This window comes from Streptomyces sp. NBC_00667, from assembly GCF_036226825.1.
GTDB lineage: Bacteria > Actinomycetota > Actinomycetes > Streptomycetales > Streptomycetaceae > Streptomyces.
In genome coordinates, this window is record NZ_CP109022.1 from 5,778,487 (window position 1) to 5,802,388 (window position 23,902).

Here is a 23,902-nt window from a genome sequence, read left to right on the forward strand (position 1 = left end):
GAGGGCCTGCCGCGGGGAGGGGCCGGCTTTCATGGAATCGGCCCGACAATGGCTTGACCGATGTACTGCGGCGACGTAAATTCGACACAACGACTCGTGAGCTACTTGAAGGAGGCGAAGTCGGATGTCGACCATCTCCGAGCTGCTTCGCCTCGCTCACAAGATCGCCTGGGCTCCGGGTCGTGTAGCACACGGCTGCTGAGCAGTCCCCTTTCCCGGTGTGCCCTTTTCTGTGGCCCCGGGCATCTTTGCGTCTCCATCACCGCTTAGGCACGTCGTCGCGTGCTGATTTGTTGCGCTCCGGGTTCTAGAGCTGCGCCCCGAAGTAGAAAGCTCAGAAATGGCTACTAAGATAGTCCGATCGATCGCGTGCCGAAATGAGGACGTGCCATGGTAGCGGCGCGTATCACGGTCAACGGGAAAGAAACCCCGATTTCTCCGGCCGCACCCCACACCACGGTGCTGGATTTCCTGCGCGAGCGTGGTCTCACCGGAACCAAGGAGGGCTGCGCCGAGGGTGAGTGCGGCGCCTGCTCGGTCCTGGTGGCCCGTCCCGGAGTGGACAAGCCCACCGACTGGGTAGCGGTCAACGCCTGCCTGGTCCCGGCCGCGGCGCTCGACGGCCAGGAGGTCATCACCTCCGAGGGGCTGGCCACCGTCGGCGAATCCGGCGCGCCCGCCACCCTGCACCCGGTGCAGGAGGAGATGGCGGTCCGGGGCGGTTCCCAGTGCGGGTACTGCACGCCCGGATTCATCTGCAGCATGGCCGCCGAGTACTACCGGCCCGACCGCTGCGCGCACGCGGCCCCGGACTCGGACTCGGACGACAGCACCGACCACGAGCACGGTCCGAACGGTTTCGACCTGCACTCGCTGAGCGGGAACCTGTGCCGCTGCACCGGCTACCGCCCGATCCGCGACGCGGCGTACGCCGTCGGTGAGCCCACCGACGAGGACCCGCTGGCGCAGCGTCGCGAGCAGGCGCCGCCGGCACCGGTCGCCACCGAGTACACCCAGGACGGCGCGACGTTCCTGCGGAAGGACACCCTGGCCGAAACGCTGCAGCTGCTGCGCGAGCGGCCCGACGCGGTGGTGGTCGCCGGCTCCACCGACTACGGCGTCGAGGTGAACATCCGCTCCCGCCGCGCGGAATGCGTGGTCGCCATCGACCGGCTGCCCGAACTCCGGGAACTGCGCGTCGAAGCCGACCACATCGAGATCGGGGCGGCAGTGACGCTCACCGAGATCGAACGCCGCCTCGACGGCGACGTCCCGCTGCTGGCCGAGCTGTTCCCGCAGTTCGCCTCCCGGCTCATCCGCAACAGCGGCACCCTCGGCGGCAACCTGGGTACCGGCTCCCCCATCGGTGACAGCCCGCCGGTGCTCCTCGCGCTGGAGGCGTCGCTGGTGCTCGCCGACGCCGACGGTGAGCGCGTGGTCCCGCTGGCCGAGTACTTCACCGGCTACCGGCAGAGCGTGCGCCGTCCCGACGAGTTGATCCGCGCGGTGCGCATCCCGCTGCCGCTGTCGCCGGTCACGGCCTTCCACAAGATCGCCAAGCGTCGCTTCGACGACATCTCCAGCGTGGCGATCGGTTTCGCACTCGACATCGACGGCGGGATCGTCCGCAAGGCACGCATCGGTCTGGGCGGCGTCGCCGCCACCCCGATCCGCGCACTCGCCACCGAGGCGGCCCTGGAGGGCAAGCCGTGGTCGGCGGAGACCGTCGAGGCAGCGGCCCGGGTGCTGCGGGGCGAGGGCACGCCGATGAGCGATCACCGCGCCAGCGCCATCTACCGTTCCGCCATGCTCGGCCAGAGCCTGCTGAAGCTGCACGCGCAAACCACCGAGGCGGTGTCGTCATGAGCCATTTGTCCGAGCGTCCCGAGAAGCCCGTAGTCGGCGTCTCCATGCCGCACGAGAGTGCGGTCCTGCACGTCACCGGTACCGCGCTCTACACCGACGACCTGGTGTACCGCACCAAGGACACGCTGCACGCCTACCCGGTCCAGGTCATGAAGACCCGGGGCAAGATCACCGCACTGCGTACCGAGCCCGCGCTCGCCGTGCCCGGCGTGGTCCGCGTGCTCACCGTCGCCGACGTGCCCGGCGTCAACGACGCCGGCATGAAGCACGACGAGCCGCTGTTCCCCGACGAGGTCATGTTCCACGGTCACGCGGTGGCCTGGGTGCTCGGCGAGACCCTGGAGGCGGCCCGGCTCGGTGCGGCCGCCGTCGAGGTGGAACTCGACGAACTGCCCTCCCTGATCACGCTGAAGGAAGCGATCGCGGCCGAGAGCTTCCACGGTGCCCGGCCCGTGATGGAGACCGGCGACATCGACGCCGGGTTCGCCGAATCCGCGCACGTGTTCACGGGCGAGTTCCAGTTCTCCGACCAGGAGCACTTCTACCTGGAGACGCACGCCGCGCTGGCCTACATCGACGAGGCCGAGCAGGTGTTCATCCAGAGCAGCACCCAGCACCCCTCGGAGACCCAGGAGATCGTCGCGCACGTCCTCGGTCTGCACAGCCACGAGGTGACCGTGCAGTGCCTGCGGATGGGCGGCGGTTTCGGCGGCAAGGAGATGCAGCCGCACGGCTTCGCGGCCATTGCCGCGCTCGGCGCCAAGCTGACCGGCCGGCCGGTCCGCGTGCGGCTCAACCGCACCCAGGACCTGACCATGTCCGGCAAGCGGCACGGGTTCCACGCCGAGTGGAAGATCGGCTTCGATGCCGACGGCCGCATCCAGGCGCTGGACGCCACGCTGACCGCGGACGGCGGCTGGAGCCTGGACCTGTCCGAGCCGGTGTGCGCCCGTGCGCTGTGTCACATCGACAACACGTACTGGATCCCCAACGCGAGGGTCGCCGGTCGCATCGCCAAGACCAACAAGGTCTCCAACACGGCCTTCCGCGGCTTCGGCGGACCCCAGGGCATGCTGGTGATCGAGGACATCCTGGGCCGGGTCGCGCCGCTGCTCGGCCTGGACCCGATGGAGCTGCGCAAGCGCAACTTCTACCAGCCGGGTCTGGGGCAGGCGACGCCGTACGGCCAGCCGGTCCCTCAGGCGGAGCGGATCGCCGCCGTCTGGGAGCAGGTCGAGAACAACGGCGGCATCGCCGACCGCAAGCGCGAGATCGCGGCGTTCAACGCCGCGCACCCGCACACCAAGCGGGCGCTCGCGATCACCGGCATCAAGTTCGGCATCTCGTTCAACCTCACGGCCTTCAACCAGGCCGGCGCGCTCGTGCTGATCTACAAGGACGGCTCCGTCCTGATCAACCACGGCGGCACCGAGATGGGCCAGGGCCTGCACACCAAGATGCTGCAGGTGGCCGCGACCACGCTGGGCATCCCGCTGCACAAGGTGCGGCTGGCCCCCACGCGGACCGACAAGGTACCCAACACCTCTGCTACCGCCGCCAGTTCCGGGGCGGACCTCAACGGTGGCGCGGTCAAGAACGCTTGCGAGCAGCTGCGCGCGCGGCTGTTGCAGGTGGCCGCCAGCCAGCTGGGTTCGAACGCCTCGGACGTGCGCATCGTCGAGGGCGTCGCCCGCGCCTTGGGCAGCGACAAGGAGCTGGCCTGGGACGACCTGGTGCGCACCGCGTACTTCCAGCGGGTCCAGCTGTCGGCGTCCGGTTACTACCGGACCGAGGGCCTGCACTGGGACGCGAAGACCTTCCGGGGCTCGCCGTTCAAGTACTTCTCCTACGGCGCCGCCGCGGCCGAGGTCGAGGTGGACGGCTTCACCGGCAAGTACCGCATCCGTCGGGTCGACATCGTTCACGACGTCGGCGACAGCCTCTCCCCGATGATCGACATCGGTCAGGTCGAGGGCGGCTTCGTGCAGGGCGCGGGCTGGCTGACGCTGGAGGACATGCGCTGGGACGCCAGTGACGGGCCGAACCGCGGTCGGCTGCTGACCCAGGCCGCGAGCACGTACAAGCTGCCGAGCTTCTCGGAGATGCCCGAGGAGTTCAACGTCACGCTGATGGAGAACGCCCACGAAGAGGGCGCCGTGTTCGGCTCCAAGGCCGTGGGCGAGCCTCCCCTGATGCTGGCGTTCTGCGTGCGCGAAGCGCTGCGGCAGGCCGCTGCCGCGTTCGGCCCGAGCGGGGTCAGCGTCGAGCTGGCCGCGCCGGCGACGCCGGAGGCGGTGTACTGGGCCATCGAGGCGGCCCGCCAGGGCGATGCCTCCGGCAGCGGTGACGCGCGCGAGGGATCTGTCGTCAACGGCGCTGCCAACGGTCATGCCGGCAACGGCCACGCCACGGGCGGCAGGGTCCGCACCGACGCCACCGCGTTGAGTGGTGCCTGACATGACGTGGGTCGCTGCGGTCGCGCGGTTGCGGGCACGCCGGGAGTGCGGCGTGCTGGTGACCGTCGCGACCGTGCGCGGCCATGCCCCGCGCGACGCCGGCGCGAAACTGGTGGTGGGGCAGAGTGGGACCTGGGGGTCGATCGGCGGTGGCAATGTGGAGGCCGTCGCGATCGACCGGTCCAGGGAAATGATCGCCGCGGGGAAGGCCGAGCCGGAACTGATCGACTTCGCCCTGAACGACAAGGTGACCAACCAGCACGGCGTGCAGTGCTGCGGCGGCACGGTCTCGGTGCTGCTCGAACCCCTGCCGGTGGTGAGGGCGGTGGCGGTGTTCGGCGTGGGTCACGTCGGGCTTGAGCTGGCGCGCATCCTGGCACGCCAGGACCTCGACCTCCACCTGATCGACACCCGCTCCGACATGCTCACCAAGGAGCGGCTCGACGTCCTGGAGGACTCGGTGGCGCAGGTGCACGTGCACCACACGCCCCTGCTGCCCGAGGAGGTGCTGGAGGAGCTGCCGCGCGGTACCCACGTCCTGATCATGACCCACGACCACGCCGAGGACGCCGCGCTGTGCGACGCCGCCTTGCGCACCCCGCAGCTCGGCTCCATCGGGCTGATCGGGTCGGCGGCCAAGTGGGTGAGGTTCCGCAAGCGCCTCGCCACCGAGGGCGGTCACGACGAGGCGACCATCGACCGGATCAAGACCCCGATCGGGCTCGCCGACGTCACCGGCAAGGAACCCGCGACGATCGCCGTGAGCGTCGCCGCCGATCTGCTGCGCACCTTCGAAACAGAGGGCGACTGACGGCTCACCCGGACCGACAAGGGTGCCCCCGCGCGTGTGCGTTCGTTCGCACACGCGCGGGGGCACCCTTTCGGCTACCTGCCGAGGTCCTGGATGTTCTGTACTACCTGCACGACCTGCACGACCTGCTCGGCCTGGGCGTCCGCCGCCGGCTCTGCCGGGCGGGGGGAGATCCTTTCCGACGAGCGGGGGGACAAACGAAATCGCCCTGCCCTGGCCACACTCGTGGGCCGGGACAGGGCGGTGGACCGGGTTTCAGTAGTCGATGCGGTCGGCCTTGGCGAGCCACGCCTCGAACGGCGCCGTACGGTTCGGCATGTCCACTCGCTCGATCTCCATCGGCCACAGCTCCGCGGGCCGCTTCTCGAGCAGGTCGTAGAACTTGCGGTCGTCGAAACCGGCCACCGCGGCGTCATCGCGGTCAGCGGCGAAGATGATCCGGTCGACCCGCGCCCACAGAGCGGAGGAGAGACACATCGGGCACGGCTCGCACGAGGTGACCAGGACGCAGCCTTCGAGCGAGAAGGTGCCCAGCGCCTGACACGCTGCACGGATCGCGGTCACCTCGCCGTGGGCCGTCGGGTCCAGGTGCGAGGTGACGTTGTTGTTCCCGATCGCAACGATTTCGCCGTCCTTGGCGATCAGTGCGCCGAACGGACCGCCACCGTTCTTCACGCTGTTGGTGGCAAGGCCGATGGCCTCGTCCATCCAGGTGCGCTCGAGCTCCTGGATGCTCTTTTCTTGAGTGTGCGCGGTCATGGTCTCTCCTCTGTCGCAGACTGTGGGGGCGCCCCGGGTGCACCCGGGGCAACAAGTGGGGATCGGCGGTTCCGCCTCGAAATCAGCTCGGTCCGCGACACCCGCGGGAGATCGGCGCGGCTGGGCGTCGACGACGTGCTGCTCCGGTGGGTCCGGGCTGGTCACCACGGGCGGGAGAACTCTGGGTGATCATAAAAAAGCCCCCCACTGTCCCCTCCGAAGCTTCGTTCACGTGCTGTTAATGCGGAATAGCGCAAGTACATCCGCCGGGCCCTGCCGGCGAAAAGTCACCGAACCCCTAAAGGAGTTGGCTGGTCAGCTGGCCCCTCTTGTAGATACACACGAAAGACGGGCTCCGGCTGTCCCGCCGGACCGGACCGCCGGTGCGGCGTGTCGGTGGCCCGGGGGCGCAAGCCGTTTCCACCTGCACAGACGCAGGAGTCGGGCGGTAACCCCGGGCGAGGGGTGAACCGGCGAGTGCGCGGTGGTGACGCACGGCGCACAGGAGCGTGCCGTGGCGCACAGGGGTGCGCTGCGGGGAAAAGGCTTGGACTGCCCGGGCGCCCTTGCAGGACACTGCGGTTCCTGGCCGCCCGTCCCACAAGGCAGGGTTTGACATGAAACCGTACGAATTACGCGAAGGTTCGCCGGACACGGGCGCAACGCTCCTCGCCCTGCGGTACTACGGGCGGGAGCTGGCCCGCCTCAAGTGGCTGACCGCACCCGCGATGCTGCTCCCCGCGCTGGGCAACATCGGCATCAACTACATCGCGCCGCTGGTCGTCGCGAAGCTCATCGGCCGCATCGCGGAGGACGGCGGCACCGGCACCCGCTCGGTGCTGCCCTACGTCCTCGGTTTCGCCGCCACCCTCCTGCTCGCCGAGGCGCTCTGGCGGATCGGACTGCACTGCCTGAACCGCCTCGACGCCCGCGGCATCGAGCGCCTTTACGTGATCGGCATGGACGAACTGTTCGCCAAGGACGCGGCGTTCTTCCACGACAACTTCGCCGGTTCGCTGACCAAGCGGGTCCTGAGCTTCGCGTCCCGCTTCGAGGAACTCGTCGACACGCTCACCTTCTCGGTCGTGGGCAGCTTCGTGCCGCTGGCCTTCGGCTCGGTGGTCCTGTGGCACTACGAACCCCTGCTCGTCGTGGTCCTCCTGGCGATGATCACACTGACCGCCTTCGGTGTGGCGCCCCTGATCCGCCGCCGCCAGTCGCTCGTCAGGGAGCGGGAGGAGGCCATCGCCCGGGTTTCGGGCCACGTCGCGGACAGCCTGATGAACATCGACACGATCCGGGCGTTCGGTGCCGAGGAACGCGAGGCCGCCGAGCACCGGTCGCGGGTCGCCGCATCGCGGCGGCTCATGCTGCGCTCCTGGGACTACGGGAACCTGCGCATCGACACGCTGGTCGCGCCGATGTCCGTACTGACCAACGCGCTCGGCCTGTTCCTCGCCGTCGCGCTCGCCGGGCGAGGACACGGCGTGGAGGCGGTCGTGGTCGCCTTCACCTACTACTCCAACGCGACGCGGATCATGTTCGAGTTCAACCAGATCTACCGCCGTCTGGAGAGCTCGATGACGGAGGCCGCGCAGTTCACCGAACTGCTGTTGGTGCGGCCGACGGTGCTCGATCCGCCGCGCCCCGAGCCGCTGCTGTCCGGGGCCGGCGCCGACGTGCGCTTCGAACGGGTGACCTTCACCCATGCCGGCGCGCGGCCGCTCTTCGAAGGCCTCGACCTGACCGTGCCCAGCGGATCGAAGATCGGTCTCGTGGGCCGGTCGGGCGGCGGCAAGACCACGCTCACCCGGCTGCTGCTGCGCATGACGGACATCGACGCCGGCCGGATCCTCATCGGAGGGCAGGACATCAGCAGGCTCTGCCAGACCGACCTGCGGAGCCTGATCGCCTACGTGCCGCAGGACCCGGCGATGTTCCACCGCACACTGCGGGAGAACATCGCCTTCGCCCGGCCGGGCGCCACCGACGCCGAGATCCGCCGCGCGGCGCAGGCGGCGCACGTCACGGAGTTCGCCGACGCGTTGCCGGAGGGGTTCGACACCATGGTGGGCGAGCGGGGTGTGAAGCTGTCCGGCGGGCAGCGCCAGCGGGTCGCCCTCGCCCGGGCGATCCTGCGCGACGCGCCGGTCCTGCTGCTCGACGAGGCGACCAGTGCCCTGGACTCCGAGAGCGAAATCCTCGTCCAGGACGCGCTGTGGCGGCTCATGGAGGGGCGTACGGCCCTCGTGGTCGCCCACCGCCTCAGCACGGTGGCCACCATGGACCGGCTCGTCGTCCTCGACCGCGGCCGGATCATCGAGCAGGGCACGCACGACGAACTGCGCGCCGCGGACGGCGCCTACGCGAAGCTGTGGCAGCACCAGTCGGGCGGCTTCCTCGAAGACACGGTCTGACCCGGTCCCGGCGCGCGCCCACCCGCGTCGAGAAGGACGCCAGGACCGTGCGGGAAGCGGGCGGCGAGTGTTCGGGCCGCGGGCGCCGGTTCAGCCGGCGACCGGGTACATCGAGCCCCGCCGGCCCTCCGGCGAGCTCAGCCACTCCAGCTTCTCCGCCGTACCGGTGCCGGGCAGCGGGGTGTGCAGCACGATCGCCAGGTCGGGGCGGGCCGGGACCCGCAGCTGGGTCGACTCGACGTGCAGCGTGCCCACGACCGGGTGCTCCAGTTGCTTCTGCAGCTGACCACCGGGCCGGATGTCCTGCCGCTCCCACAGTGCGGCGAACTCCGGGCTCAGCTCCCTGGCCTCCTCGACGACCGCGCGGAAGCCGTCGTCATCGGGGAACTCCGAACACGCCGCCCGGAACTGGGCGACCACGGCGCCGGCGTTCTCCTCCCAGTGCCGGGACCGCGCCTTGTAGACGGGATCGGTGAAGAACGCGACCAGGCAGTTCTGCACGATCTCCGGACGCATCCCGAGCACCATCGACGCCGCGTCGTTGTACAGCACCGTGTTCCAGTACGCGTCCATGATGTGCGCGGGGAACGGCATCCACGCCTCGATCAGCCGTTTCAGCCCGTCGCACATGTCCTGGTCCCCCGGCGCCACCGCCAGGGCGGGCGGGTTCAGTCCCGCGAGCACGTACAGGTGCCGGCGCTCGGCGCTGGTCAGTTTCAAGACCCTGCTCACGGAGTCCAGGACCTGGGGCGACACGGTGATGTCGCGGCCCTGCTCCAGCCACTGGTACCAGGACACCCCGACCCCTGCGAGCACCGCGACCTCCTCGCGGCGCAGGCCCGGCGTCCGCCGGCGGCCCCCGCCGACCGGCAGTCCGGCGTCCGTCGGGCTCACCCTGGCCCGCCTGCTCATCAGGAACTCCCGCAGCTCGGAACGGCGGTGCTGGTCGGTCGGTGTAGCCACTCACTCCCCCTGTCGGCTGCCTGGTGGTGCCACCAACAGGATAAGTTCCCACTCTCCAGGGCCGTTCCCGGGCCACCAAGGTGGTGGCCATGGCGATCGATACCCAACTGACGACCACCGGGCCGCAAATGACGGCTCCTCGCGAGGACCGGCTGACCGGCCGGGCCAAGCTCGTCCTCTTCGTGCTCTGCGCCGCCCAGTTCATGGTGGCCCTCGACTTCTCCGTACTGAACGTGGCCCTGCCGGTGCTCGGCGAGGACCTGGGCCTGGGCCGGTCCGCCCTGCAGTGGGCGGTCACCGCCTTCGCCCTGCCCTCCGGCGGCTTCCTCCTCCTCTTCGGCCGCATCGCCGACCTCTACGGGCGCAAGAAGCTGTTCCTGATCGGCCTCGTCCTCTTCGGCGCCGCGTCCCTGCTCGCATCGACGGCCTGGGACCCGGCGTCCTTCCTGGCCGGGCGGGCCCTCCAGGGCCTCGGGGCGGCGGTCATCGTGCCCACCGGCATGTCCCTGCTCACCACCATGTTTCCCGAGGGCCCGCTGCGGGACAAGGCGCTCGGCATCTCCGGCACCCTGCTGTCCCTCGGTTTCACCATCGGCATGGTCCTCGGCGGCGTCATGACCGACACCCTCGGCTGGCGCTCGACGATGGGGCTCCTGGCCGTCACCGCGGTGATCGTGCTCGTCCTGGCCCCCGGACTGCTGCCCGAATCGCGTACCCCGCACCGGCCCCGGCTGGACGTGCCCGGCGCCGTCACGGTCACCGGCGGCCTGCTCGCACTGATCTACTCCCTGTCGACGGCGGCCCAGCGCGGCTTCGGCGGAGCGGACGTGTGGGGCACGCTGGTCGTCGCGGTGGCCCTGCTCACCGCGTTCGTCGCGGTCGAGTCGAAGTCGCCCGCCCCGCTGGTGTCGCTGCCGATGCTGAGGCGGCGCACGGTGGCCTGGGGCAACTTCGCAGGCCTGGTCACCTTCTCCATGATGTCCACGGTGGTGTTCGTCCTGACCCTCTACCTCCAGGAGACCCTGCAGCTGTCCTCCCTCAGCACGGGCCTGGTCTTCGGTGCCCAGGGCGTCGCGTCCGCCGTCGCCGGCTCGTACGCGCCGAAGGTGATCGGCCGGCTCGGGGCCCGGCGCACCCTGATCGGTTCGCTGCTCGGCCAGGGCGCCTTGACCGCGGCGCTGCTGGGGGCGGGAGAGGAGTCGGGCGCGGTCCTGGCGACCGTCGCGGTGTCCCTGGCCAGCATGTGCCACCTCGGCGCGATCATCTCGTACGGCGTGACCGTCACCAGCGGTGTCCCGGACGAGGAGCAGGGCCTGGCGACCGGCCTCGTCACCACCACGCAGCAGGTCGGCATCACCATCGGGATCCCGCTGCTCGGTGTCCTCGCGACCACGCGGGCCTCGCTCTTCGACGGGGTGCACACGGTCCTGCTGATCGACGCGGTGATGGTGATCGCCGCGGCGGTCCTGGTCGCGATCGGCCTCGGGCGTACGGGCAAGACGTCCTGAGCGGGAAGGGGAACGGGGACGGGAACCGGCCCCCGGCCCGCCGCACGGCTCCCGGCGCACCGTGCGCCGTGGGGCCGTTCAGGCTGCCACGGAACAGTGGACCGCGCATCCCGGGACGGCTCCCTCCGACGGGCGGATCCGCCTCGACCTGCGGGAGGCGGGGTGCGGCGCCATCATGGGGGAGATCCCACCCCCAGCTTCGTCAGGAGCCTGTCGTGTTCGAACGCCAGCCCCGTCAGGACCGCACCGAACGCCCCGTGGCCGCCGCGGCCGACGCCACCCGAAGTGCCGTCACCGTGGCGGGGGAGGCGCGCAGGCGTTACCTCGCCGCCGGGGACTACTGGTTCAACGAGGAAGGCGCCGACGGCCGTCACGAGCGCCACGGCCGCCCCGGCCACTGACGAAGGGCCGGGGCCGGCGGCGGGAAGAACCGCCGCACACGGCGCAAGGCCGCGGGAGCGGCGTGGGGCAGGGCCCGGGAGACTGTCCCGATGACCGCGCCCGCCGCCACGTCGCTGGGGTAGTGGGCCCCGCTGTGGACCCGTTCGACGGCGACGGCGACGGCCACCGCCAGGCACAGCGCACCGGCTTCCGGCCACTTCTCGGCGACGCCGCGGTGAAGGCGACGGCCGCGGCGGTGTGCCCCGACGGGAACGACGAGGAGTCGGGCCGGTCCTCCACCTCGTCGGCATGGAACCATTCCTTCGGCGGCCGCTCCCGGGGCACGAGCCGTTTCCCGACACCGTTGGACAGCACTTCGGCCACCGCCATCCCCGTCAGGCCCGCAGCCGCGGCCCGGCGGCCGCGCCGGCCCCCGGTGACGGCCAGGAGCAGGGCAATGCCCCACCACAGCTTGGTGTGCTGGGCCGCGTCCTCGACCGCGGGCAGCAGCCGGCGCGTCCAGAACGAGTCCCAGCCGGCCATGCGCCGGGTGAGACGGTGCTCCGCGGCGCGCAGCTCGGAAACGGCGCCCATGGCGGCTCCCAGTCGGGCTTGCAGGTCGGGGCTCCTGGTCACCGGCCCCCGGTCAGGGGCTGTCGGTGCCGCCGGGCCGGGTGGCCGCCTCGTCGGCGGGGGTTGCGGGCACCGTCCCCTGGGGGGCGGCGGTCCGGGGCGAGGCCTGCTGGAGGCGGTCGATCAGCCGTGACGCCTCCGCTTTGGTGAGGTCCTCCGGCACGTCCTCGCCCGCTTCCCGGGCCAGGGTGTGCAGGTAGCTCAGTTGCGGACCGGTGGCCGGCTCGTCACCGGTCACCCAGTCGGCGACGTCCTTGTCGGGCTGCTGTTCGTTCGGGTTCACGTCGGTCATAACGTCCGACTACCCCGCTCGGCGCCGCACCATTTCCGGTGGCGGCCACTCTCCTGTGAGAGGAGGACGCCCGGGGTCAGGGGCGGTGCGTGACCTTCGGGACCGGATCGGGTTCGGGGCGGGCCGCCGGGCGGGGGCCGATCGCGAAGTGGGCGTCCAGGCCGGTCAGGCGGAGCAGCCGGACGACGCGGGGCGAGGGGTCCACGAGGCCGAGCCGGCCGGGGCCGAGGCTCAGACGGGCCCGCAGCAGGGTGTTGATCAGGGCCGAGCCGCCGAAATGCACGTCCCTCAGGTTCAGCAGGACCGGCAGGCCCTGCCGGGGGGAAGCCGCGGCTTCCAGACTGCGACGCAGGGGTTCGACGGTATCGATGTCGACCTCTCCGCTGACCGCGATGATCCACGCGGTCTCCGTCCGGACCGTGGTCACGCTCAACAGGTCGTTGCTCAGGTGGTGGATGCGAGTCGTCGGCACAGAAGGCCTCCCATTGGCTGCGCGAGGCCGGCCTCGGGGTCGTCACTCGCTTCGGGTTCTGCGGCAGCTCCACCTCTCCGGGGGACAGACGCAGTTCCGGCCTTGATGCACGACCAGGTTGTCCAAGCTAGCGATATAGTTTCCACATGGCAACAATCGCTGGTGGGGGAGTGCGTACCGGGAGCCCCGATTCCGGGGCCGGGGCGCAGCGCGGACCCGTTCAGGCAGTTTCCGCGATGGCGGTCGGGGATCCGGGATCGTGGCGGGGGGCTCCCATGCGGGTCCCGGCGGCGTGCTCGAAGGCGGCGAGCCCGTCGGCGAGCGCGGCGAGCTGCACGGGAGACATGGAGGCCAGCACGTCGGTCACCTCGCGACGGCGGAAAGCGCGGATTTGATCGAGCGTGTCCTGCCCGGCCCGAGTGAGGTGCAGTTCGATCTCGCGCGCGCTGTGGGCACTCGCCTTCCGGCACAGCAGCCCCACTGCCTCCAGGCGGTCGCACAGGCGGCTCACCGCCGAAGGGCGGGAGCCCAACACCTCGCCCAAGGCCCGCAGATTGGTGCCTTGGTTCGCTTCGATGACGAAGAGCGCCCGCAGCTGGGACGGCGGGACCGACCCGGACGCCGCCGCCTCCTGGCCGCGCGCCCACAGCACGTCGAGCAGCTGCGAGACCGTGCCCAGGGCGTGCGCGGTCGCCAGGTGGTCGGGGGGAGGGCCGGACGGGGGCATTGGCCTACTGTGTCATCCCGCGCCCTCTCCTAGCCATCCCGGCAGCTCCCGGCCGTCGCCCGAGCCGCCGCTCGCGCAGTGTTGCCCGATGTGCCCTACGCCCCGACGCTGTGTCATGCATCCGCAGCTCTGCTCGAACGCTGTGTGCTCCAACCGCTGAACGTCTCACCCGCTGTGTGCTCCAACCGTGTGCGCCTCACCCGCTGTGTCCCCGACCCCGTCTGCCTTCCCACCGCTGTGCCTCCCACCACTGTGATTCCCAAGAGAGCCTGACCCGACGATGACGAACTTCCTGGCTGTCGAGCGCGCCCTGCGCGCCGCCGCCCCGCATGCACTGATCGAGGCGGCACGCTCCGCCCTCGCCACCCATTACGGGGCGCATGCCGTGGAGCTGCTGATGGCCGACTACAGCCTCGCCACCTTGCACCCCGTCACCGCGGTGCCGCGGACCTCCGCCGGGCTGTCCGTCCACACCAGCGTCGCCGGGCGCGCCTTCGGAAGTCAGGTGACCTGTCAGGAGGACGCCGGCCCCCGCATGATCGTCCTGCACCTGCCGGTGAGCGTCCGCGGGGACCGGTTCGGCATCCTCTCGGTGTCCCTGCCCGGCGAACTCGCCACCGCCGAGACCCGCAACGACCTCGCGGAGATCGCCGGCCTGCTCGGGCACGAGGTCCTGGTCGCCCAGCGCGACACCGACATCTACCTCCAGGCCCGCCGCGTCAGCCGGCTCACGCTGGCCGCGGAGATGCAGTGGCAGCTGCTGCCGGCCCGCGCCTGCTCGCGGGCCGAGTACTCCATCGGCGCCCAGCTGGAGCCCGCGTACGCCATCCACGGCGACAACTTCGACTGGGCCAGTACGGCCGAGAACCTCACCCTCACCATCACCAACGGCATGGGCGAAGGCATCCAGGCGGCCCTGCTGACCAACCTCGCGGTCAACGCGCTGCGCAACGCCCGGCGCGCGGGGGTGGGCATCGCGGACCAGGCCGCCCTGGCCGACCAGGCCCTGTACGCCACCCACCGCGGGGAGGCGTACGTCTCCACCCTCCTGCTCTCCTTCGAGCTGGCCACGGGCAGGGTCCAGGTCGTCGACGCCGGCTCGCCGCAGCTGTGGCGCCAGCGGGACAAGGTCGTGGAGCGCATCCCCTTCGAGGCCCAGTTCCCCCTCGGCATGTTCGACCAGTCGGAGTACGCGCTCCAGGACTTCCGCGTCCTGCCCGGCGACCGCCTGGTCTTCGTCAGCGACGGCGTCTACGCCGCCTCCTCGCCCGGCGGCGAGCCGTACGAGGAGCACGCGCTGGCCCGGGCGATCGCCTCCGCCGGTCTGCTGCCCGCCGCGGACGTGCCCGCGGCGGTGCTCCGGGCGCTCGGGGACTACCGCCACTCCGACGCGGACGACGACGCACTGGTGGTCTGCCTCGACTGGCACGGCCGCGGCGCTCTGTCCACGGCCTGAAGCCCGGGCCGCGCACCGGTCGTAAGAACTGCATAAGAGCGTGCATGGACGGTGCAGCTGCGGGCAGACGCCGAATCCCTGGCCGACCGCGCCAGCCGGAGGGTGATGAACATGGTCCCGCTGCTTCTCGTTCTTCTGCTCGTGCTGATCCTTTTCGGCGCCGGGTTCGCCGTCAAGATTCTGTGGTGGATCGCGCTGGCAGTCCTGGTGATCTGGCTGATCGGCTTCGTGGCCCGACCGCGGGGAGGCGGTGGCGGCCGCTGGTACCGCTGGTAGCGCGTGCGCATGCTGCCGGAGCGAGGGCCCGTCCCGTCAGGGGCGGGCCCTTTCGGTTCCCTCCTCGCTCCGCCGGCGGCCGGCGGGCGGGCTACCACTCGGGGTGTACCTCGTAACTGTCGTACCGGACTCCGTCCACGCCGACCCAGGGCCGCAGGCGGCCCGGACCGCTGTCGGTGTGCGAGTAGGAGACGGACTCCCCGGTGTCATCCGTGACGATCACGGCCCCGGCTCGCTGCGCGCTGCGCAGCGCGTGCGTCCAGTGGCGCCCGCGCCTGCCCGTGCGGTAGTCGGGGGTCTTGCAGTCGGCCATCACCGATCACGCACCCCTCCGCCTTCGTGTACTGCCGAACGGTTGCTACCCGTTTCGGCGTGGATTCCACCTTGAGTCGAATATGTCTTTTTTGTTCCCGTTTAGGGTTTGTCGCGATCGGCCGGGTACGCGCCGGATATGCACCGATCGATTGCTTCGACTCACGAGGAGGAGCCTTGACTGACATCCAGGACACGGGCCGCCGACCGCAGGGCGCGCCGGCGGCAGTAGCGCGAACGGCCCAGGACGCCTTGGGGAACAGCGCGGCGGTGGCCGGCGACAAGGCAGCCGACGTGGCCCAGACCGCAAAGGAGCAGGCGGCGGACGTCGTCGGCGAAGCCACGAGCCAGGCCAAGGACCTCATCGGCGAATTCAAGGGCCAACTCCAGGACCAGGCCGGGTCCCAGACCCGCCGGCTCGCCCAGAACGTGCGCCGGTTCGCGGACGAACTGCGCGAGATGAGCGGGAACGGCCCGGCCGGTTCACCCGCCGCCGGACTGGTCGGCCGCGTAGCGGAAGGCGGCCGCCAGGTCGCGGACCGCATGGAAGAGCGTGGTCCCGAGGGCCTGGTCACCGACCTCCAGGACTTCGCGCGCCGCCGTCCCGGCGTGTTCCTGGCCGGCGCCGCACTGGCCGGCTTCGCCGCCGCGCGCGTGGTGCACGGGCTCAACGCCGCGGCGCCTTCCGGCTCCGGTACCGGCACCCGGGCCGTCCCGGCCGCCGGACCCGACCGGGACGCCGCCGACTCGCCCCCCAACGCCGGCACGGGCACGACGCCGGCCCCGGAGCGAGGCGGGGACCGGGCCGTGTACGCCGATCCGCTCGACACCTACGGACAGTCGCAGCCCCCGCACGTGACCCCGGACCCGCAGGGCGCCCCCGCCCCGCCCGTCCACCCGCCGGGCTCCCTCCCGGGAACCGACGGTTCCGCTGCGACGGAAAGGGGCTGACCGTGGCCATCTCAGCCCGCGAACGGCCACCGGTCCCGTCGGCGCCACCCCGGTGGACCACGGCGGGCCGGCGCTCGACCGAGCCGCAGGCCGAACCGTCGATCGGCGACCTCGTCGGCGAGATCGGCACGGACCTGTCGCACCTGGTCCGCGACGAGCTCGAACTGGCGAAGGCCGAGATCAAGCAGGAGTCGGCGAAGGCCGGCAAGGCCGCCGGGATGCTGGGCGGCGCAGGCTACGCCGGCCACCTGGCCCTGCTGCTGGGCAGCCTGACGATCGTCTTCGCCCTGGCCCACGCCATGGACATCGCCTGGGCCGCGTTGATCGTCACAGCCGTCTGGGCGGTGGCCTGCGCGGTCCTCTACGTCAACGGACGCGCACAGCTGCGCACCGTCAACCTCAAACCGGAACAGACCGTGCAAACGGTGAAGGAGGACGTCCGATGGGCGCGACACCCGATCAGTTGAGAACCGATGTGGAGTACCGGCGCGCCCACCTGGCGCGCAACGTCGATCTCCTCGCAGACAAGATGGCCCCGCGCCGGATGGCGCAGCGGCGGGTCCGCTCGGTGCGACGGGGGCTGTCCGGTGCGAGGGAGCGCGTGATGGGCACGGCGTACGACACCGCGCAGGGCATCGCCGACAGCACGGGCCAGGCCGCGGAGAGCGTGGCGGACACCGCTCGCGAGGCGGTGGGCGGCGTGACCGAGACGCTCCAGCAGGCACCCGCCCAGGCCCGGCGGCAGACGCAGGGCAGCCCCCTCGCCGCAGGCCTCATCGCCTTCGGAGCAGGCCTGCTCGCAGGGGGCCTGCTGCCGACCACCCAGACCGAGGAGCGGGCGGGCCGGCAGTTGCGCGAGCACGGCCAGGAACTGCTGGAGCCCGTCAAGCAGACGGCCCTGGAAGCGGCCCAGGACGTCAGGGACGAGCTGCGCGGACCCGCCGCCGAGGCGGTCGAGTCCGTCAAGTCCGCCGCCCAGGACGCCGTTTCCACCACGCAGGAGCAAGCCAAGGACGCGGGACAGGAGACGGCCGAGGGGCTGCGCCGGGCCGGCCGGGAAGCGGTCGACCAGGCCAAGGAGGCCACGAGCGGTGGCACCGGCGGCTCGGCCGGGGCCACGGCCACCACCGACGAGGCCCGAGGCGCAGAAGGGAGCCCGGGCTACATGACGTGATGCCGTGATCGGACGCCGGGTACCCGGCGCCCGGACGAACGTCCGCGTCCCCCGGCCGAACCGGCCGGGGGACGCGGACGTGGCGGAGCAGCCCTTGCGGTCGGTCAGACCTCCCGCCAGCGGGCCATTGCCAAGGAGAAGATCCCGAACAGCACCAGCCCGACGGCCACCGCCACCAGCAGCCAGGGCCCGGCCGGGGTCTGCGTCAAGGTGCGCAGGGTGTCGTCCACGCCCTTCGCCTTCGCGGGGTCGTAGCGCACTGCGGCATGCACCGCGAAACCGCCCGCCGCGGCGAAGACCGTGCCGCGGGCCACGCCGCCGGCGACGCCGAGCAGCTCGACGGCCCGGCGCCACTGCGGGGAGAGGCCGCCCAGGTTCATGTGCTTGCGGAACTCGCGCCGGACGGCCCGTACGGCGATGACGACACCGCCGACGCCCAGGGCCGCGCCGACCGCGCCGACCAGCCATTGGCCGCCCGGCCAGCCGAGGACCTTCGCCGTCACGTCCCGGGACTGCTCGTCGCTGGAGCGGGTTCCGCCCGAGCCGGCCGCGAAGGACAGGACGGAGTAGGCGGCGGCAGCGTAGAACACGGCCCGTGCCGCCGAGGCCAGCCGCTTCGTTCCCGCGTCGCCCTTGGGGCCGGCGGCGCCGAACACCGCCTCGGAGAGCCGCCACAGCAGCATGCAGACCAGGCCGATGCCCACGGCCCAGACGAGGAAGGGGCCCAGCGGCTTCCCGGCCAGCTCCTGCAACGCGCCCTGCCGGTCCGCCTCCCTGCCGCCGCCGGTGCCGAGGCCGACGCGTACGGCCAGCAGGCCGGTCAGTACGTAGAGCACGCCCCGGGTCAAGAGCCCGCTGCGCGCCGCGAATTCGCGTGCCGTGCCGCCACGGGAGACGGCGCGCACCCCTTCGTCCGCCACTGTGGCGCTCATCGGCCCGGACCTCGTCCCGCGGGGCGCCGGAACTTCACCTCTGTGTGCCACATCCCTCAACCTTCCCCGTGCGGTCGGTTCGTGCGTGCGTGCGTACGTGTGCGGGTTGGTGCGGGCAACGGAAACCGCCGTACCGGCCCTTCGGGCGGAGGGGTACGGCGGCGGATCGTGCCGGTATGGGTCGTGCGATATGGGGGCCCGCACACGACACCCGGGGGGAGGGGGTGCCGCGCGCGGGCGCCGATCCCGATGGGCCGCCACACCGCTCGAAGCGCCGGCCCACCGACATCAAGGCGTATGGCCCCGATCGGCAGGCGTAAACGCCGCCCCGCGAAAATCTTCGTCCTGCCGCGTCCGCGGGTCCGGTCGGGTCCGGGAGAGGCCGGCCGGGGCCCGGGTCGCGGGTGTGCCCACCGCTTCAACGCCGTCCGCGCGGGGCAGACGGCAGCAACGATCTTGTACTTACAGGGGGGCGATTCACCGATGACCATGCCGACCGAGCGGATACCCGGGCCGACGCGCGCGGCGGCCGGGGGCAGACGCCGTTTCAGTCTGCGCGCGACCGCGTGGTGGTTCGCCGCCGTCGCGCTGCTGGTGTGCGGGGCCGGGTTCGCCGTACGGATACTGGCCGGGGCCGCCGCCGCGCACCCGGCCGCGGCCGCCCTCGTGGTGGCGGCCTGCGCCACGGCGGCGTGGAGCTTCGCCCGCGCCGGACGTCGGCTGCGCCTGCGGCGGACGGCGCGGCGTGCGGCCCGGGCGCTGGAGTGCGCGGCGGCGGAGATCGCCGCGACGGAGATCGCTACGGCGGAGCCGGAGCCCGTCGCACCCGAGACGGCCGCCGAATGGGTGGACTACGACGCGCTCGACGGCGACGCGTTCGAGGGGGCGGTCGCCGAGTTGTGCGAACGCGACGGCTGCCGGGACGTGCGGGTCGTCGGGGGCGCGGGGGACCTGGGCGCCGACATCGTCGCCCTCGCGCCCGACGGGCGGCGCGTCGTCATCCAGTGCAAGCGCTACTGCGCCACCAACAAGGTCGGCTCCCAGGACATGCAGCGTTTCGGCGGCACCTGTTACGCCGTCCACGGGGCGGACGTGGCGGCGGTCGTGACCACGAGCGACTTCACGACCCCGGCCGCCGAGTACGCCGAACAGTGCGGCATCCTCTGCTTCGACCGCCAGGCGCTCCACGCCTGGTCCGCCTCCACCGGCCCGGCCCCCTGGGGCTGAGGGCCGTCCCGTAATCCCGGCTAGGCCGCACCCTGTGTGCGCTCGTCCATCTTTGCGCCTTCCAGGTTGGCCCCGTCCAAAGCGGCGCCGCGCAAATCGGCACCGCGGAGATCGGCGCTGCGGAAGTCAACGCCTCGCAGATCGGCGTCACGTAAATCGGCGCCGGCGAGGTTGCTGCGAGTGAGGGTCGCTCGGGTCAGTTTGACCCGGATGAGGGTCTGGTGGCTCAGGTTCGCACCGGTCAGGTTTGCCTCCGAGAGATCGGCGTCACTGAGGTTGGTCTCCTCCGCAATGAATGCACCCGTCAGGTCGGTGGATCGAAGTTGGGCGTGACTGAGGTCGGACTTGGTGACCCGTGCATTCACCAAACTCGCGCCGGTCAGGAGTGCTTCACTCAGGTCGCAAGAGGCCAGCCCCGTACCTTTCAAGTTCGCCTCATCCAGGAACCCGTGACGGAAGTCGACATTCGAGAATTGCGCGCTGCTCAGGTCGGATCGGGACAGGTCTACGGAGCGGAAATTGAGTTTGGTCAAGCCGTTGCCTTTGAAGAGCGGTACAGAGGTACTCAAGAAGAGTGGCAGGCGGATTTCCTTCAGATTGGGAACGAGCCGCTGTGGATTCATCGGGCGGTTGGCCAGGACGGTGAGCGCTGCGTAGACGTCGTCGGTCGGGGGCAGTGGCTGCGCGGGATTTCTGGTGGGCCGTTTGGCTTTGTCGCGGACGTAACCGGACAGCACTGTGGTGACGGTGGGATCATCTCGTTGTGAGTCCTGCATGATGCGTCCGAGGGCGTAGATCCCGCCGATCCGGACGTGCATCGAGGTTGACCCCAAGTCAAAGACCGCGGTATTGAACCGACTGGTGATCTGTCCTTCCTGAGAGACGCCCAGCTCCTTGCCGGCCTGTTCGACCTGCAGCCACGTGAACAAGGCCGCGGCCAGTGCCGCGAATCCCGGCAACGTCGAGGCGACCATCACCCACTTCTGGGACCGACGCGCACCTGCTTCCTCGGCCGGGGCGGCCCCACGACGACCAGGTACCGGCTTTTTTGCCGCCCGCCAGCGCACGCAACCGTTCCAGACCGAACGTCCTGTGCATAGACCTATGGCATATCACAGACCTCATTCCCAGGTCGCGCCACGCTGTCACGACCGGCGTAACCTCACCGGATTCGGACGCACCCCCTCAGGGCTGCCCCTTGGGGCGGGTCCGGCCCGTCCGGCCGGCCCCGGTGGGGCGGCCGGACGGGGGAGCGGTCACAAAGGGGTCACAGAGGGGTCAGAGGCGGGCGAGGATCTTCTTCAGCTGCTCGACCTCCGCCGACTGGGCCTTGACCACCTCGTCGGCGAGCTTCTTCGCGGAGGGGTTCAGGCCGTCCTTCTGTTCGGCGCGGGCCATGGCGATCGCCCCGTCGTGGTGGGCGATCATCAGGCGGGCGAACTCCTTGTCGAAGTCTCCGCCCTTGGCGGCGTCGAGGTCCTTCATGTCCTGGTCGGACATCATCCCGGACATGCCGGATCCGTCGTGCGCGCCCGAGCCGTGGTTCATCCCCGGCATGGCGCTGCCCGATTCCGGCTGCCCCCAGGCGGTGAGCCACGACTTCATGGTCCGGATCTCGGGGTCCTGCGCCGTACGGATCGCGGCGGCGAGCGTCTTGACCTCGGAGTCCTGGGCCCGTCCGTCGGCCAGCGCGGCCATCTCCACGGCCTGCTGGTGGTGGGGGATCATCTGCTGTGCGAACGTGACGTCCGCCGCGCCGAACGCCGCCGCCCGGGAGGCGGTGGGGGCGCCGTGTTCCGTGCCGCTCGTCGCGGCTCCGCCGCCGTGTCCGCAGGCGGCGAGGAGCAGCCCGGCGGCGGTCGCGGTGGCGGTGAGGGAGATACGGCGGAGAGTGGTGCCGGTCATGGTGGAACCTCGTGGTGTCTGATCTGCCGGATGGTGGACGAACGGAGTCCCGCGGGCAGCGTGGAGCGGCCCGCGGCGGCGTTCGGCCTATATGCGCAGGATCGACAGGAGGGCGAGGTCGGGCGCCCGTGGCGGCGGTCGGGGGACCGGAAGGAGCGTCGCGCCCGTGCCCGGCCGCGCCGCCCGCCCCGTACCCCGGCGCAGGGCAGCGCCCAGCAGCACGAGGAGGACCGCGGCGCCCAGCACGGCCACGCAGAGGGAGGCCATGTCCATCCGCATGCCCGGAGCGTGCGGCGCCGCTTGGGCGCCGCCGCCGTGAGCGGCCGGCGCCATCGCGGCCGGCGTGTGTGCGGGGGGATGCGCGGACGGGCTGTCTGGGTGGCCGACCGTGTGCATCACGAAGACCCCGAGCGCGAGCACGACGACGAGCAGCAGGTGCGCCCAGGCACCCACCGCCCGCCCGCTGCGGCTCGCGTTCACACTCCCGACCTCCCGCGCCCGACGATACCGCCGCCGCGCGCGGCGGGGGGTCAGGGGATCCCCGTCGGGGCGTCCGGCGTCAGGCCATCCAGAAGAAGACGGCCGTCATGCGCTTCTCCTCCAGGGTGGTGCCGCAGTATCCGGTGGCCGTGTGGATCAGGTTGGCGGAGTAGAGCAGGAGGCGGTTGGCCTTGTGGGGTACGCGGACGTCCTCGACGAAGGAGTCGGGGGAGACGAAGCGGGTGCCGAGGGCGTCCACGAGGTTGTTGTGCGGCGCCGCCACCTGGTTGCCGCCTAGGCTGCCGCCGGCCAGCTGCTGGCGGTAGAAGCTCGTGCCGCAGTCCTTGGGGACCAGGGGGTTGAGGTAGAGCACGGCCGCGTAGCGGCACAGGGTGCGCGAGTCCGTGTGGGGGCGCGGCTCGCACTCGCCCGCGCCGACGACCTGGACGCAGTTGTGGTTGAACGTGCCGCCTCCGGAAGGCTGTTGCGCCCATATCCTCGGGGCGCCGGTCGCCTTGCGCACCAGGCGTTCGACGTGGGCCAGCTCCGCCGGTTCCAGCGCGGGCATGGTGCGCAGTCCCGGCCAGCTCTCCGGCTTGTGGGGGTAGCCCTCCGTCCAGTCGTCCCTGGCCAGGCAGCGCCGGCGGACGGCGTCCGGGTCCGGCAGCACGTCGTCGAGTATCCAGTAGTCGCGCCCGCGCGTCGGCTTGCGGTACGGGAGTACGGGAAGGGGTGGGGGTCGTAGAGGCATGGAGGGGAACGTAGTTGTCGCCCCGACGGGGCTCACCAGGGAAGGGGTCAACCTTCGGTCAAGGGTTCCTCATGGTCTCCTCGTACGTCTTCACGGGTCCTGACGTTCCCCTGGTAGGGGCGCCCCGCGTACAGTTCCAGGGGGCCGGTGCCCTCCGCCAGTGCCGTCAGGCAGGCCTCGATCTGCCGGCGCAGAAGGGGTTTGACGAGGCCGCGCAACTCGCGCCGGGCCGCCGTGCGCCAGTCCAGCAGCTCGCTCGCCGGCAGGCGGATCGCGTCGAGTTCGGCCGGCCCGAGCACACCTCCGTCGTAGAGGAACCGGATCCGGGCCGGACGCCCCTGCCGGTGTGCCCAGTTCACGGCGAGCAGGCGCCCGGGGGAGCGGTCCAGGCCCGTCTCCTCGCGCACCTCGCGGGCGGCGGCGGCCCGCGGGGTCTCCCCGAGGTCGCTGTCGACTCCGCCGCCCGGGAGGATCCAGCGGCCCGGCTTGCCGTAGGCCGGGCGCACCAGCAGGACCCGGCCGGCCCGGTCGGTGAACAGCACGCTCGCCGCGGTGACGGCCTTCGGGCGCGACGCGCGGTGACCGGCGGCGTCGAAGGCGCCCGCGTGCTCCAGTTCCACCCGGCGGGCGGGGTCGAGCCCGGCGGGCGAGCCGGGTTGGGCGACCCCGTCCGCCAAGTGCGCGAAGGAACCGGCGTGGAGGGCCGCCAGGGCGGCGCGCAGCCGGTGGGCGGCAGGGGCGGGAAGCCGTTCGCAGGCCTCCTCGGGCGTCAGCCAGTGCGCCCCGGCGACCGCACCGCCCGCGGAGGGGACCGTGGGGACCCGTTCGGGAGCGAGCGGCCCGACGAAGTGGACGTGTACGACGAGGGACGACCCCTGCGCGCCGGGCGGGCGGGCGTCGACGGCGAGCAGCCGGCCGGCCGGCACGGCCAGGCCGAGCTCCTCCCGCAACAGGCGCGCCAGACCTTGCTCGGGCGTCTCCGCGCCCGTCACCGCGCCGCCGGGCAGCGCGGGCTCGTGCGCGGTGGTCAGTACGAGGACCCGCCCGCGGGTGTCCATGACGACCCCGGTCGCGACGACGAGCGGGGCGGGCCGGGCGGCGGCGTCATAGGCGCGCGCCCCGCCGGCAGGAGGGCGGTCGGGCACTCGGTCTC

Annotated in this window: 25 protein-coding genes and 1 pseudogene; 12 read left to right on the plus strand and 14 right to left on the minus strand. The window is 71.5% G+C overall.

Annotation, left to right across the window (positions count from 1 at the left end; all coding sequences use genetic code 11):
- Window positions 1–390: 390 nt before the first annotated feature.
- From OHA81_RS26450 to xdhC, 3 genes are read left to right on the plus strand one after another with little or no spacing between them, the layout of a single operon-like run.
- Window positions 391–1,866: a xanthine dehydrogenase small subunit gene (locus OHA81_RS26450; protein ID WP_329199885.1), complete on the plus strand. Its 1,476-nt coding sequence runs from the start codon at window positions 391–393 to the stop codon at window positions 1,864–1,866.
- Window positions 1,863–4,322: a xanthine dehydrogenase molybdopterin binding subunit gene (xdhB, locus tag OHA81_RS26455; protein WP_329199887.1), complete on the plus strand. Its 2,460-nt coding sequence runs from the start codon at window positions 1,863–1,865 to the stop codon at window positions 4,320–4,322. Before OHA81_RS26450 ends, xdhB begins: the two co-directional genes overlap by 4 nt.
- 1 nt (window position 4,323) lies before the next feature.
- Complete coding sequence (gene xdhC / locus OHA81_RS26460) at window positions 4,324–5,133, plus strand: xanthine dehydrogenase accessory protein XdhC (protein ID WP_329199889.1); 810 nt, start codon at window positions 4,324–4,326, stop codon at window positions 5,131–5,133.
- A gap of 255 nt (window positions 5,134–5,388) precedes the next feature.
- Here the strand turns inward: xdhC and OHA81_RS26465 are convergent, their stop codons facing one another.
- On the minus strand, window positions 5,389–5,892 hold the full coding sequence (locus OHA81_RS26465; protein ID WP_329199891.1) for a nucleoside deaminase: 504 nt from the start codon (window positions 5,890–5,892) through the stop codon (window positions 5,389–5,391).
- 617 nt (window positions 5,893–6,509) lie between these two features.
- On the opposite strand from OHA81_RS26465, the gene OHA81_RS26470 reads away from it, so the two are divergent.
- Complete coding sequence (locus tag OHA81_RS26470; protein WP_329199893.1) at window positions 6,510–8,309, plus strand: ABC transporter ATP-binding protein; 1,800 nt, start codon at window positions 6,510–6,512, stop codon at window positions 8,307–8,309.
- Between the two features lie 90 nt (window positions 8,310–8,399).
- On the opposite strand, the gene OHA81_RS26475 is transcribed toward OHA81_RS26470, so the two are convergent.
- Window positions 8,400–9,221, minus strand: coding sequence for a helix-turn-helix transcriptional regulator (locus OHA81_RS26475; protein WP_329202562.1), 822 nt, complete (start codon window positions 9,219–9,221; stop codon window positions 8,400–8,402).
- 140 nt (window positions 9,222–9,361) lie between these two features.
- On the opposite strand from OHA81_RS26475, the gene OHA81_RS26480 reads away from it, so the two are divergent.
- Both OHA81_RS26480 and OHA81_RS26485 read left to right on the plus strand, forming a co-directional pair.
- Entirely contained in the window at window positions 9,362–10,780 is a 1,419-nt protein-coding gene (locus OHA81_RS26480) for an MFS transporter (protein ID WP_329199895.1), read from the plus strand.
- A gap of 215 nt (window positions 10,781–10,995) precedes the next feature.
- On the plus strand, window positions 10,996–11,181 hold the full coding sequence (locus OHA81_RS26485; RefSeq protein ID WP_329199897.1) for a hypothetical protein: 186 nt from the start codon (window positions 10,996–10,998) through the stop codon (window positions 11,179–11,181).
- On the opposite strand, the gene OHA81_RS34650 is transcribed toward OHA81_RS26485, so the two are convergent.
- The 5 genes and pseudogenes from OHA81_RS34650 to OHA81_RS26505 all read right to left on the minus strand — a co-directional run bounded on the left by OHA81_RS34650 (window position 11,151) and on the right by OHA81_RS26505 (window position 13,285).
- A complete protein-coding gene (locus OHA81_RS34650) occupies window positions 11,151–11,480 on the minus strand; it encodes a phosphatase PAP2 family protein (RefSeq protein WP_329375126.1) in 330 nt (109 codons plus the stop codon). The two genes, OHA81_RS26485 and OHA81_RS34650, sit on opposite strands and share 31 nt — an antisense overlap.
- Window positions 11,453–11,755, minus strand: a pseudogene (locus tag OHA81_RS34655) (phosphatase PAP2 family protein); the annotation flags it as partial. The pseudogene OHA81_RS34655 and the gene OHA81_RS34650, both read right to left, overlap by 28 nt.
- Window positions 11,756–11,807: 52 nt before the next feature.
- Entirely contained in the window at window positions 11,808–12,086 is a 279-nt protein-coding gene (locus tag OHA81_RS26495; RefSeq protein ID WP_329199900.1) for a DUF3072 domain-containing protein, read from the minus strand.
- Window positions 12,087–12,162: 76 nt separating this feature from the next.
- Window positions 12,163–12,558: an STAS domain-containing protein gene (locus OHA81_RS26500; RefSeq protein ID WP_329199901.1), complete on the minus strand. Its 396-nt coding sequence runs from the start codon at window positions 12,556–12,558 to the stop codon at window positions 12,163–12,165.
- Window positions 12,559–12,778: 220 nt separating this feature from the next.
- Window positions 12,779–13,285: a MarR family winged helix-turn-helix transcriptional regulator gene (locus OHA81_RS26505; RefSeq protein WP_329199903.1), complete on the minus strand. Its 507-nt coding sequence runs from the start codon at window positions 13,283–13,285 to the stop codon at window positions 12,779–12,781.
- Window positions 13,286–13,565: 280 nt separating this feature from the next.
- Here OHA81_RS26505 and OHA81_RS26510 point away from each other — a divergent pair, with 280 nt between their 5' ends.
- Window positions 13,566–14,741, plus strand: coding sequence for a PP2C family protein-serine/threonine phosphatase (locus OHA81_RS26510; RefSeq protein WP_329199905.1), 1,176 nt, complete (start codon window positions 13,566–13,568; stop codon window positions 14,739–14,741).
- Window positions 14,742–14,852: 111 nt separating this feature from the next.
- A complete protein-coding gene (locus OHA81_RS26515; RefSeq protein WP_190184981.1) occupies window positions 14,853–15,017 on the plus strand; it encodes a hydrophobic protein in 165 nt (54 codons plus the stop codon).
- 91 nt (window positions 15,018–15,108) lie between these two features.
- Here the strand turns inward: OHA81_RS26515 and OHA81_RS26520 are convergent, their stop codons facing one another.
- Window positions 15,109–15,330, minus strand: coding sequence for a hypothetical protein (locus tag OHA81_RS26520; RefSeq protein ID WP_329199908.1), 222 nt, complete (start codon window positions 15,328–15,330; stop codon window positions 15,109–15,111).
- A gap of 176 nt (window positions 15,331–15,506) precedes the next feature.
- Between OHA81_RS26520 and OHA81_RS26525 the strand changes: the two genes are divergently transcribed.
- The 3 genes from OHA81_RS26525 to OHA81_RS26535 are packed head-to-tail and all read left to right on the plus strand — an operon-like array spanning window position 15,507 to window position 17,454.
- The gene (locus tag OHA81_RS26525) at window positions 15,507–16,280 is read left to right on the plus strand and encodes a hypothetical protein (protein ID WP_329199910.1); all 774 of its coding nucleotides are present in this window, start codon (window positions 15,507–15,509) and stop codon (window positions 16,278–16,280) included.
- A 2-nt stretch (window positions 16,281–16,282) separates the two neighbouring features.
- Entirely contained in the window at window positions 16,283–16,747 is a 465-nt protein-coding gene (locus OHA81_RS26530) for a phage holin family protein (RefSeq protein ID WP_329199912.1), read from the plus strand.
- Entirely contained in the window at window positions 16,723–17,454 is a 732-nt protein-coding gene (locus OHA81_RS26535) for a DUF3618 domain-containing protein (RefSeq protein WP_329199914.1), read from the plus strand. Before OHA81_RS26530 ends, OHA81_RS26535 begins: the two co-directional genes overlap by 25 nt.
- A gap of 104 nt (window positions 17,455–17,558) precedes the next feature.
- Here OHA81_RS26535 and OHA81_RS26540 read toward each other — a convergent pair whose 3' ends face one another.
- Complete coding sequence (locus OHA81_RS26540; protein ID WP_329199916.1) at window positions 17,559–18,386, minus strand: DUF1206 domain-containing protein; 828 nt, start codon at window positions 18,384–18,386, stop codon at window positions 17,559–17,561.
- A gap of 483 nt (window positions 18,387–18,869) precedes the next feature.
- On the opposite strand from OHA81_RS26540, the gene OHA81_RS26545 reads away from it, so the two are divergent.
- A complete protein-coding gene (locus OHA81_RS26545; RefSeq protein ID WP_329199918.1) occupies window positions 18,870–19,613 on the plus strand; it encodes a restriction endonuclease in 744 nt (247 codons plus the stop codon).
- A gap of 20 nt (window positions 19,614–19,633) precedes the next feature.
- On the opposite strand, the gene OHA81_RS26550 is transcribed toward OHA81_RS26545, so the two are convergent.
- From OHA81_RS26550 to OHA81_RS26570, 5 genes are all read right to left on the minus strand, one after another.
- Window positions 19,634–20,587, minus strand: a complete 954-nt coding sequence (locus tag OHA81_RS26550; RefSeq protein ID WP_329199920.1) for a pentapeptide repeat-containing protein — start codon at window positions 20,585–20,587, stop codon at window positions 19,634–19,636.
- Between the two features lie 304 nt (window positions 20,588–20,891).
- Complete coding sequence (locus tag OHA81_RS26555; protein WP_329199922.1) at window positions 20,892–21,518, minus strand: DUF305 domain-containing protein; 627 nt, start codon at window positions 21,516–21,518, stop codon at window positions 20,892–20,894.
- A gap of 87 nt (window positions 21,519–21,605) precedes the next feature.
- Window positions 21,606–21,998, minus strand: coding sequence for a DUF6153 family protein (locus OHA81_RS26560; RefSeq protein WP_329199923.1), 393 nt, complete (start codon window positions 21,996–21,998; stop codon window positions 21,606–21,608).
- 79 nt (window positions 21,999–22,077) lie between these two features.
- Window positions 22,078–22,749, minus strand: coding sequence for a DUF6445 family protein (locus OHA81_RS26565; RefSeq protein WP_329199925.1), 672 nt, complete (start codon window positions 22,747–22,749; stop codon window positions 22,078–22,080).
- Window positions 22,750–22,796: 47 nt separating this feature from the next.
- On the minus strand, window positions 22,797–23,894 hold the full coding sequence (locus OHA81_RS26570) for an NUDIX hydrolase (RefSeq protein ID WP_329199926.1): 1,098 nt from the start codon (window positions 23,892–23,894) through the stop codon (window positions 22,797–22,799).
- Window positions 23,895–23,902: the final 8 nt, after the last annotated feature.

What these genes read in the sequence shown, in the direction of transcription:
- OHA81_RS26450 (WP_329199885.1), top strand. Translation starts at nt 391, where the DNA reads ATGGTAGCGGCGCGTATCACGGTCAACGGGAAAGAAACCCCGATTTCT.
- xdhB (WP_329199887.1), top strand. Translation starts at nt 1,863, where the DNA reads ATGAGCCATTTGTCCGAGCGTCCCGAGAAGCCCGTAGTCGGCGTCTCC.
- xdhC (WP_329199889.1), top strand. Translation starts at nt 4,324, where the DNA reads ATGACGTGGGTCGCTGCGGTCGCGCGGTTGCGGGCACGCCGGGAGTGC.
- OHA81_RS26465 (WP_329199891.1), bottom strand. Translation starts at nt 5,892, where the DNA reads ATGACCGCGCACACTCAAGAAAAGAGCATCCAGGAGCTCGAGCGCACC.
- OHA81_RS26470 (WP_329199893.1), top strand. Translation starts at nt 6,510, where the DNA reads ATGAAACCGTACGAATTACGCGAAGGTTCGCCGGACACGGGCGCAACG.
- OHA81_RS26475 (WP_329202562.1), bottom strand. Translation starts at nt 9,221, where the DNA reads ATGAGCAGGCGGGCCAGGGTGAGCCCGACGGACGCCGGACTGCCGGTC.
- OHA81_RS26480 (WP_329199895.1), top strand. Translation starts at nt 9,362, where the DNA reads ATGGCGATCGATACCCAACTGACGACCACCGGGCCGCAAATGACGGCT.
- OHA81_RS34650 (WP_329375126.1), bottom strand. Translation starts at nt 11,480, where the DNA reads ATGGTTCCATGCCGACGAGGTGGAGGACCGGCCCGACTCCTCGTCGTT.
- OHA81_RS26495 (WP_329199900.1), bottom strand. Translation starts at nt 12,086, where the DNA reads ATGACCGACGTGAACCCGAACGAACAGCAGCCCGACAAGGACGTCGCC.
- OHA81_RS26505 (WP_329199903.1), bottom strand. Translation starts at nt 13,285, where the DNA reads ATGCCCCCGTCCGGCCCTCCCCCCGACCACCTGGCGACCGCGCACGCC.
- OHA81_RS26510 (WP_329199905.1), top strand. Translation starts at nt 13,566, where the DNA reads ATGACGAACTTCCTGGCTGTCGAGCGCGCCCTGCGCGCCGCCGCCCCG.
- OHA81_RS26515 (WP_190184981.1), top strand. Translation starts at nt 14,853, where the DNA reads ATGGTCCCGCTGCTTCTCGTTCTTCTGCTCGTGCTGATCCTTTTCGGC.
- OHA81_RS26520 (WP_329199908.1), bottom strand. Translation starts at nt 15,330, where the DNA reads ATGGCCGACTGCAAGACCCCCGACTACCGCACGGGCAGGCGCGGGCGC.
- OHA81_RS26535 (WP_329199914.1), top strand. Translation starts at nt 16,723, where the DNA reads ATGGGCGCGACACCCGATCAGTTGAGAACCGATGTGGAGTACCGGCGC.
- OHA81_RS26540 (WP_329199916.1), bottom strand. Translation starts at nt 18,386, where the DNA reads ATGAGCGCCACAGTGGCGGACGAAGGGGTGCGCGCCGTCTCCCGTGGC.
- OHA81_RS26545 (WP_329199918.1), top strand. Translation starts at nt 18,870, where the DNA reads ATGACCATGCCGACCGAGCGGATACCCGGGCCGACGCGCGCGGCGGCC.
- OHA81_RS26550 (WP_329199920.1), bottom strand. Translation starts at nt 20,587, where the DNA reads ATGGTCGCCTCGACGTTGCCGGGATTCGCGGCACTGGCCGCGGCCTTG.
- OHA81_RS26555 (WP_329199922.1), bottom strand. Translation starts at nt 21,518, where the DNA reads ATGACCGGCACCACTCTCCGCCGTATCTCCCTCACCGCCACCGCGACC.
- OHA81_RS26565 (WP_329199925.1), bottom strand. Translation starts at nt 22,749, where the DNA reads ATGCCTCTACGACCCCCACCCCTTCCCGTACTCCCGTACCGCAAGCCG.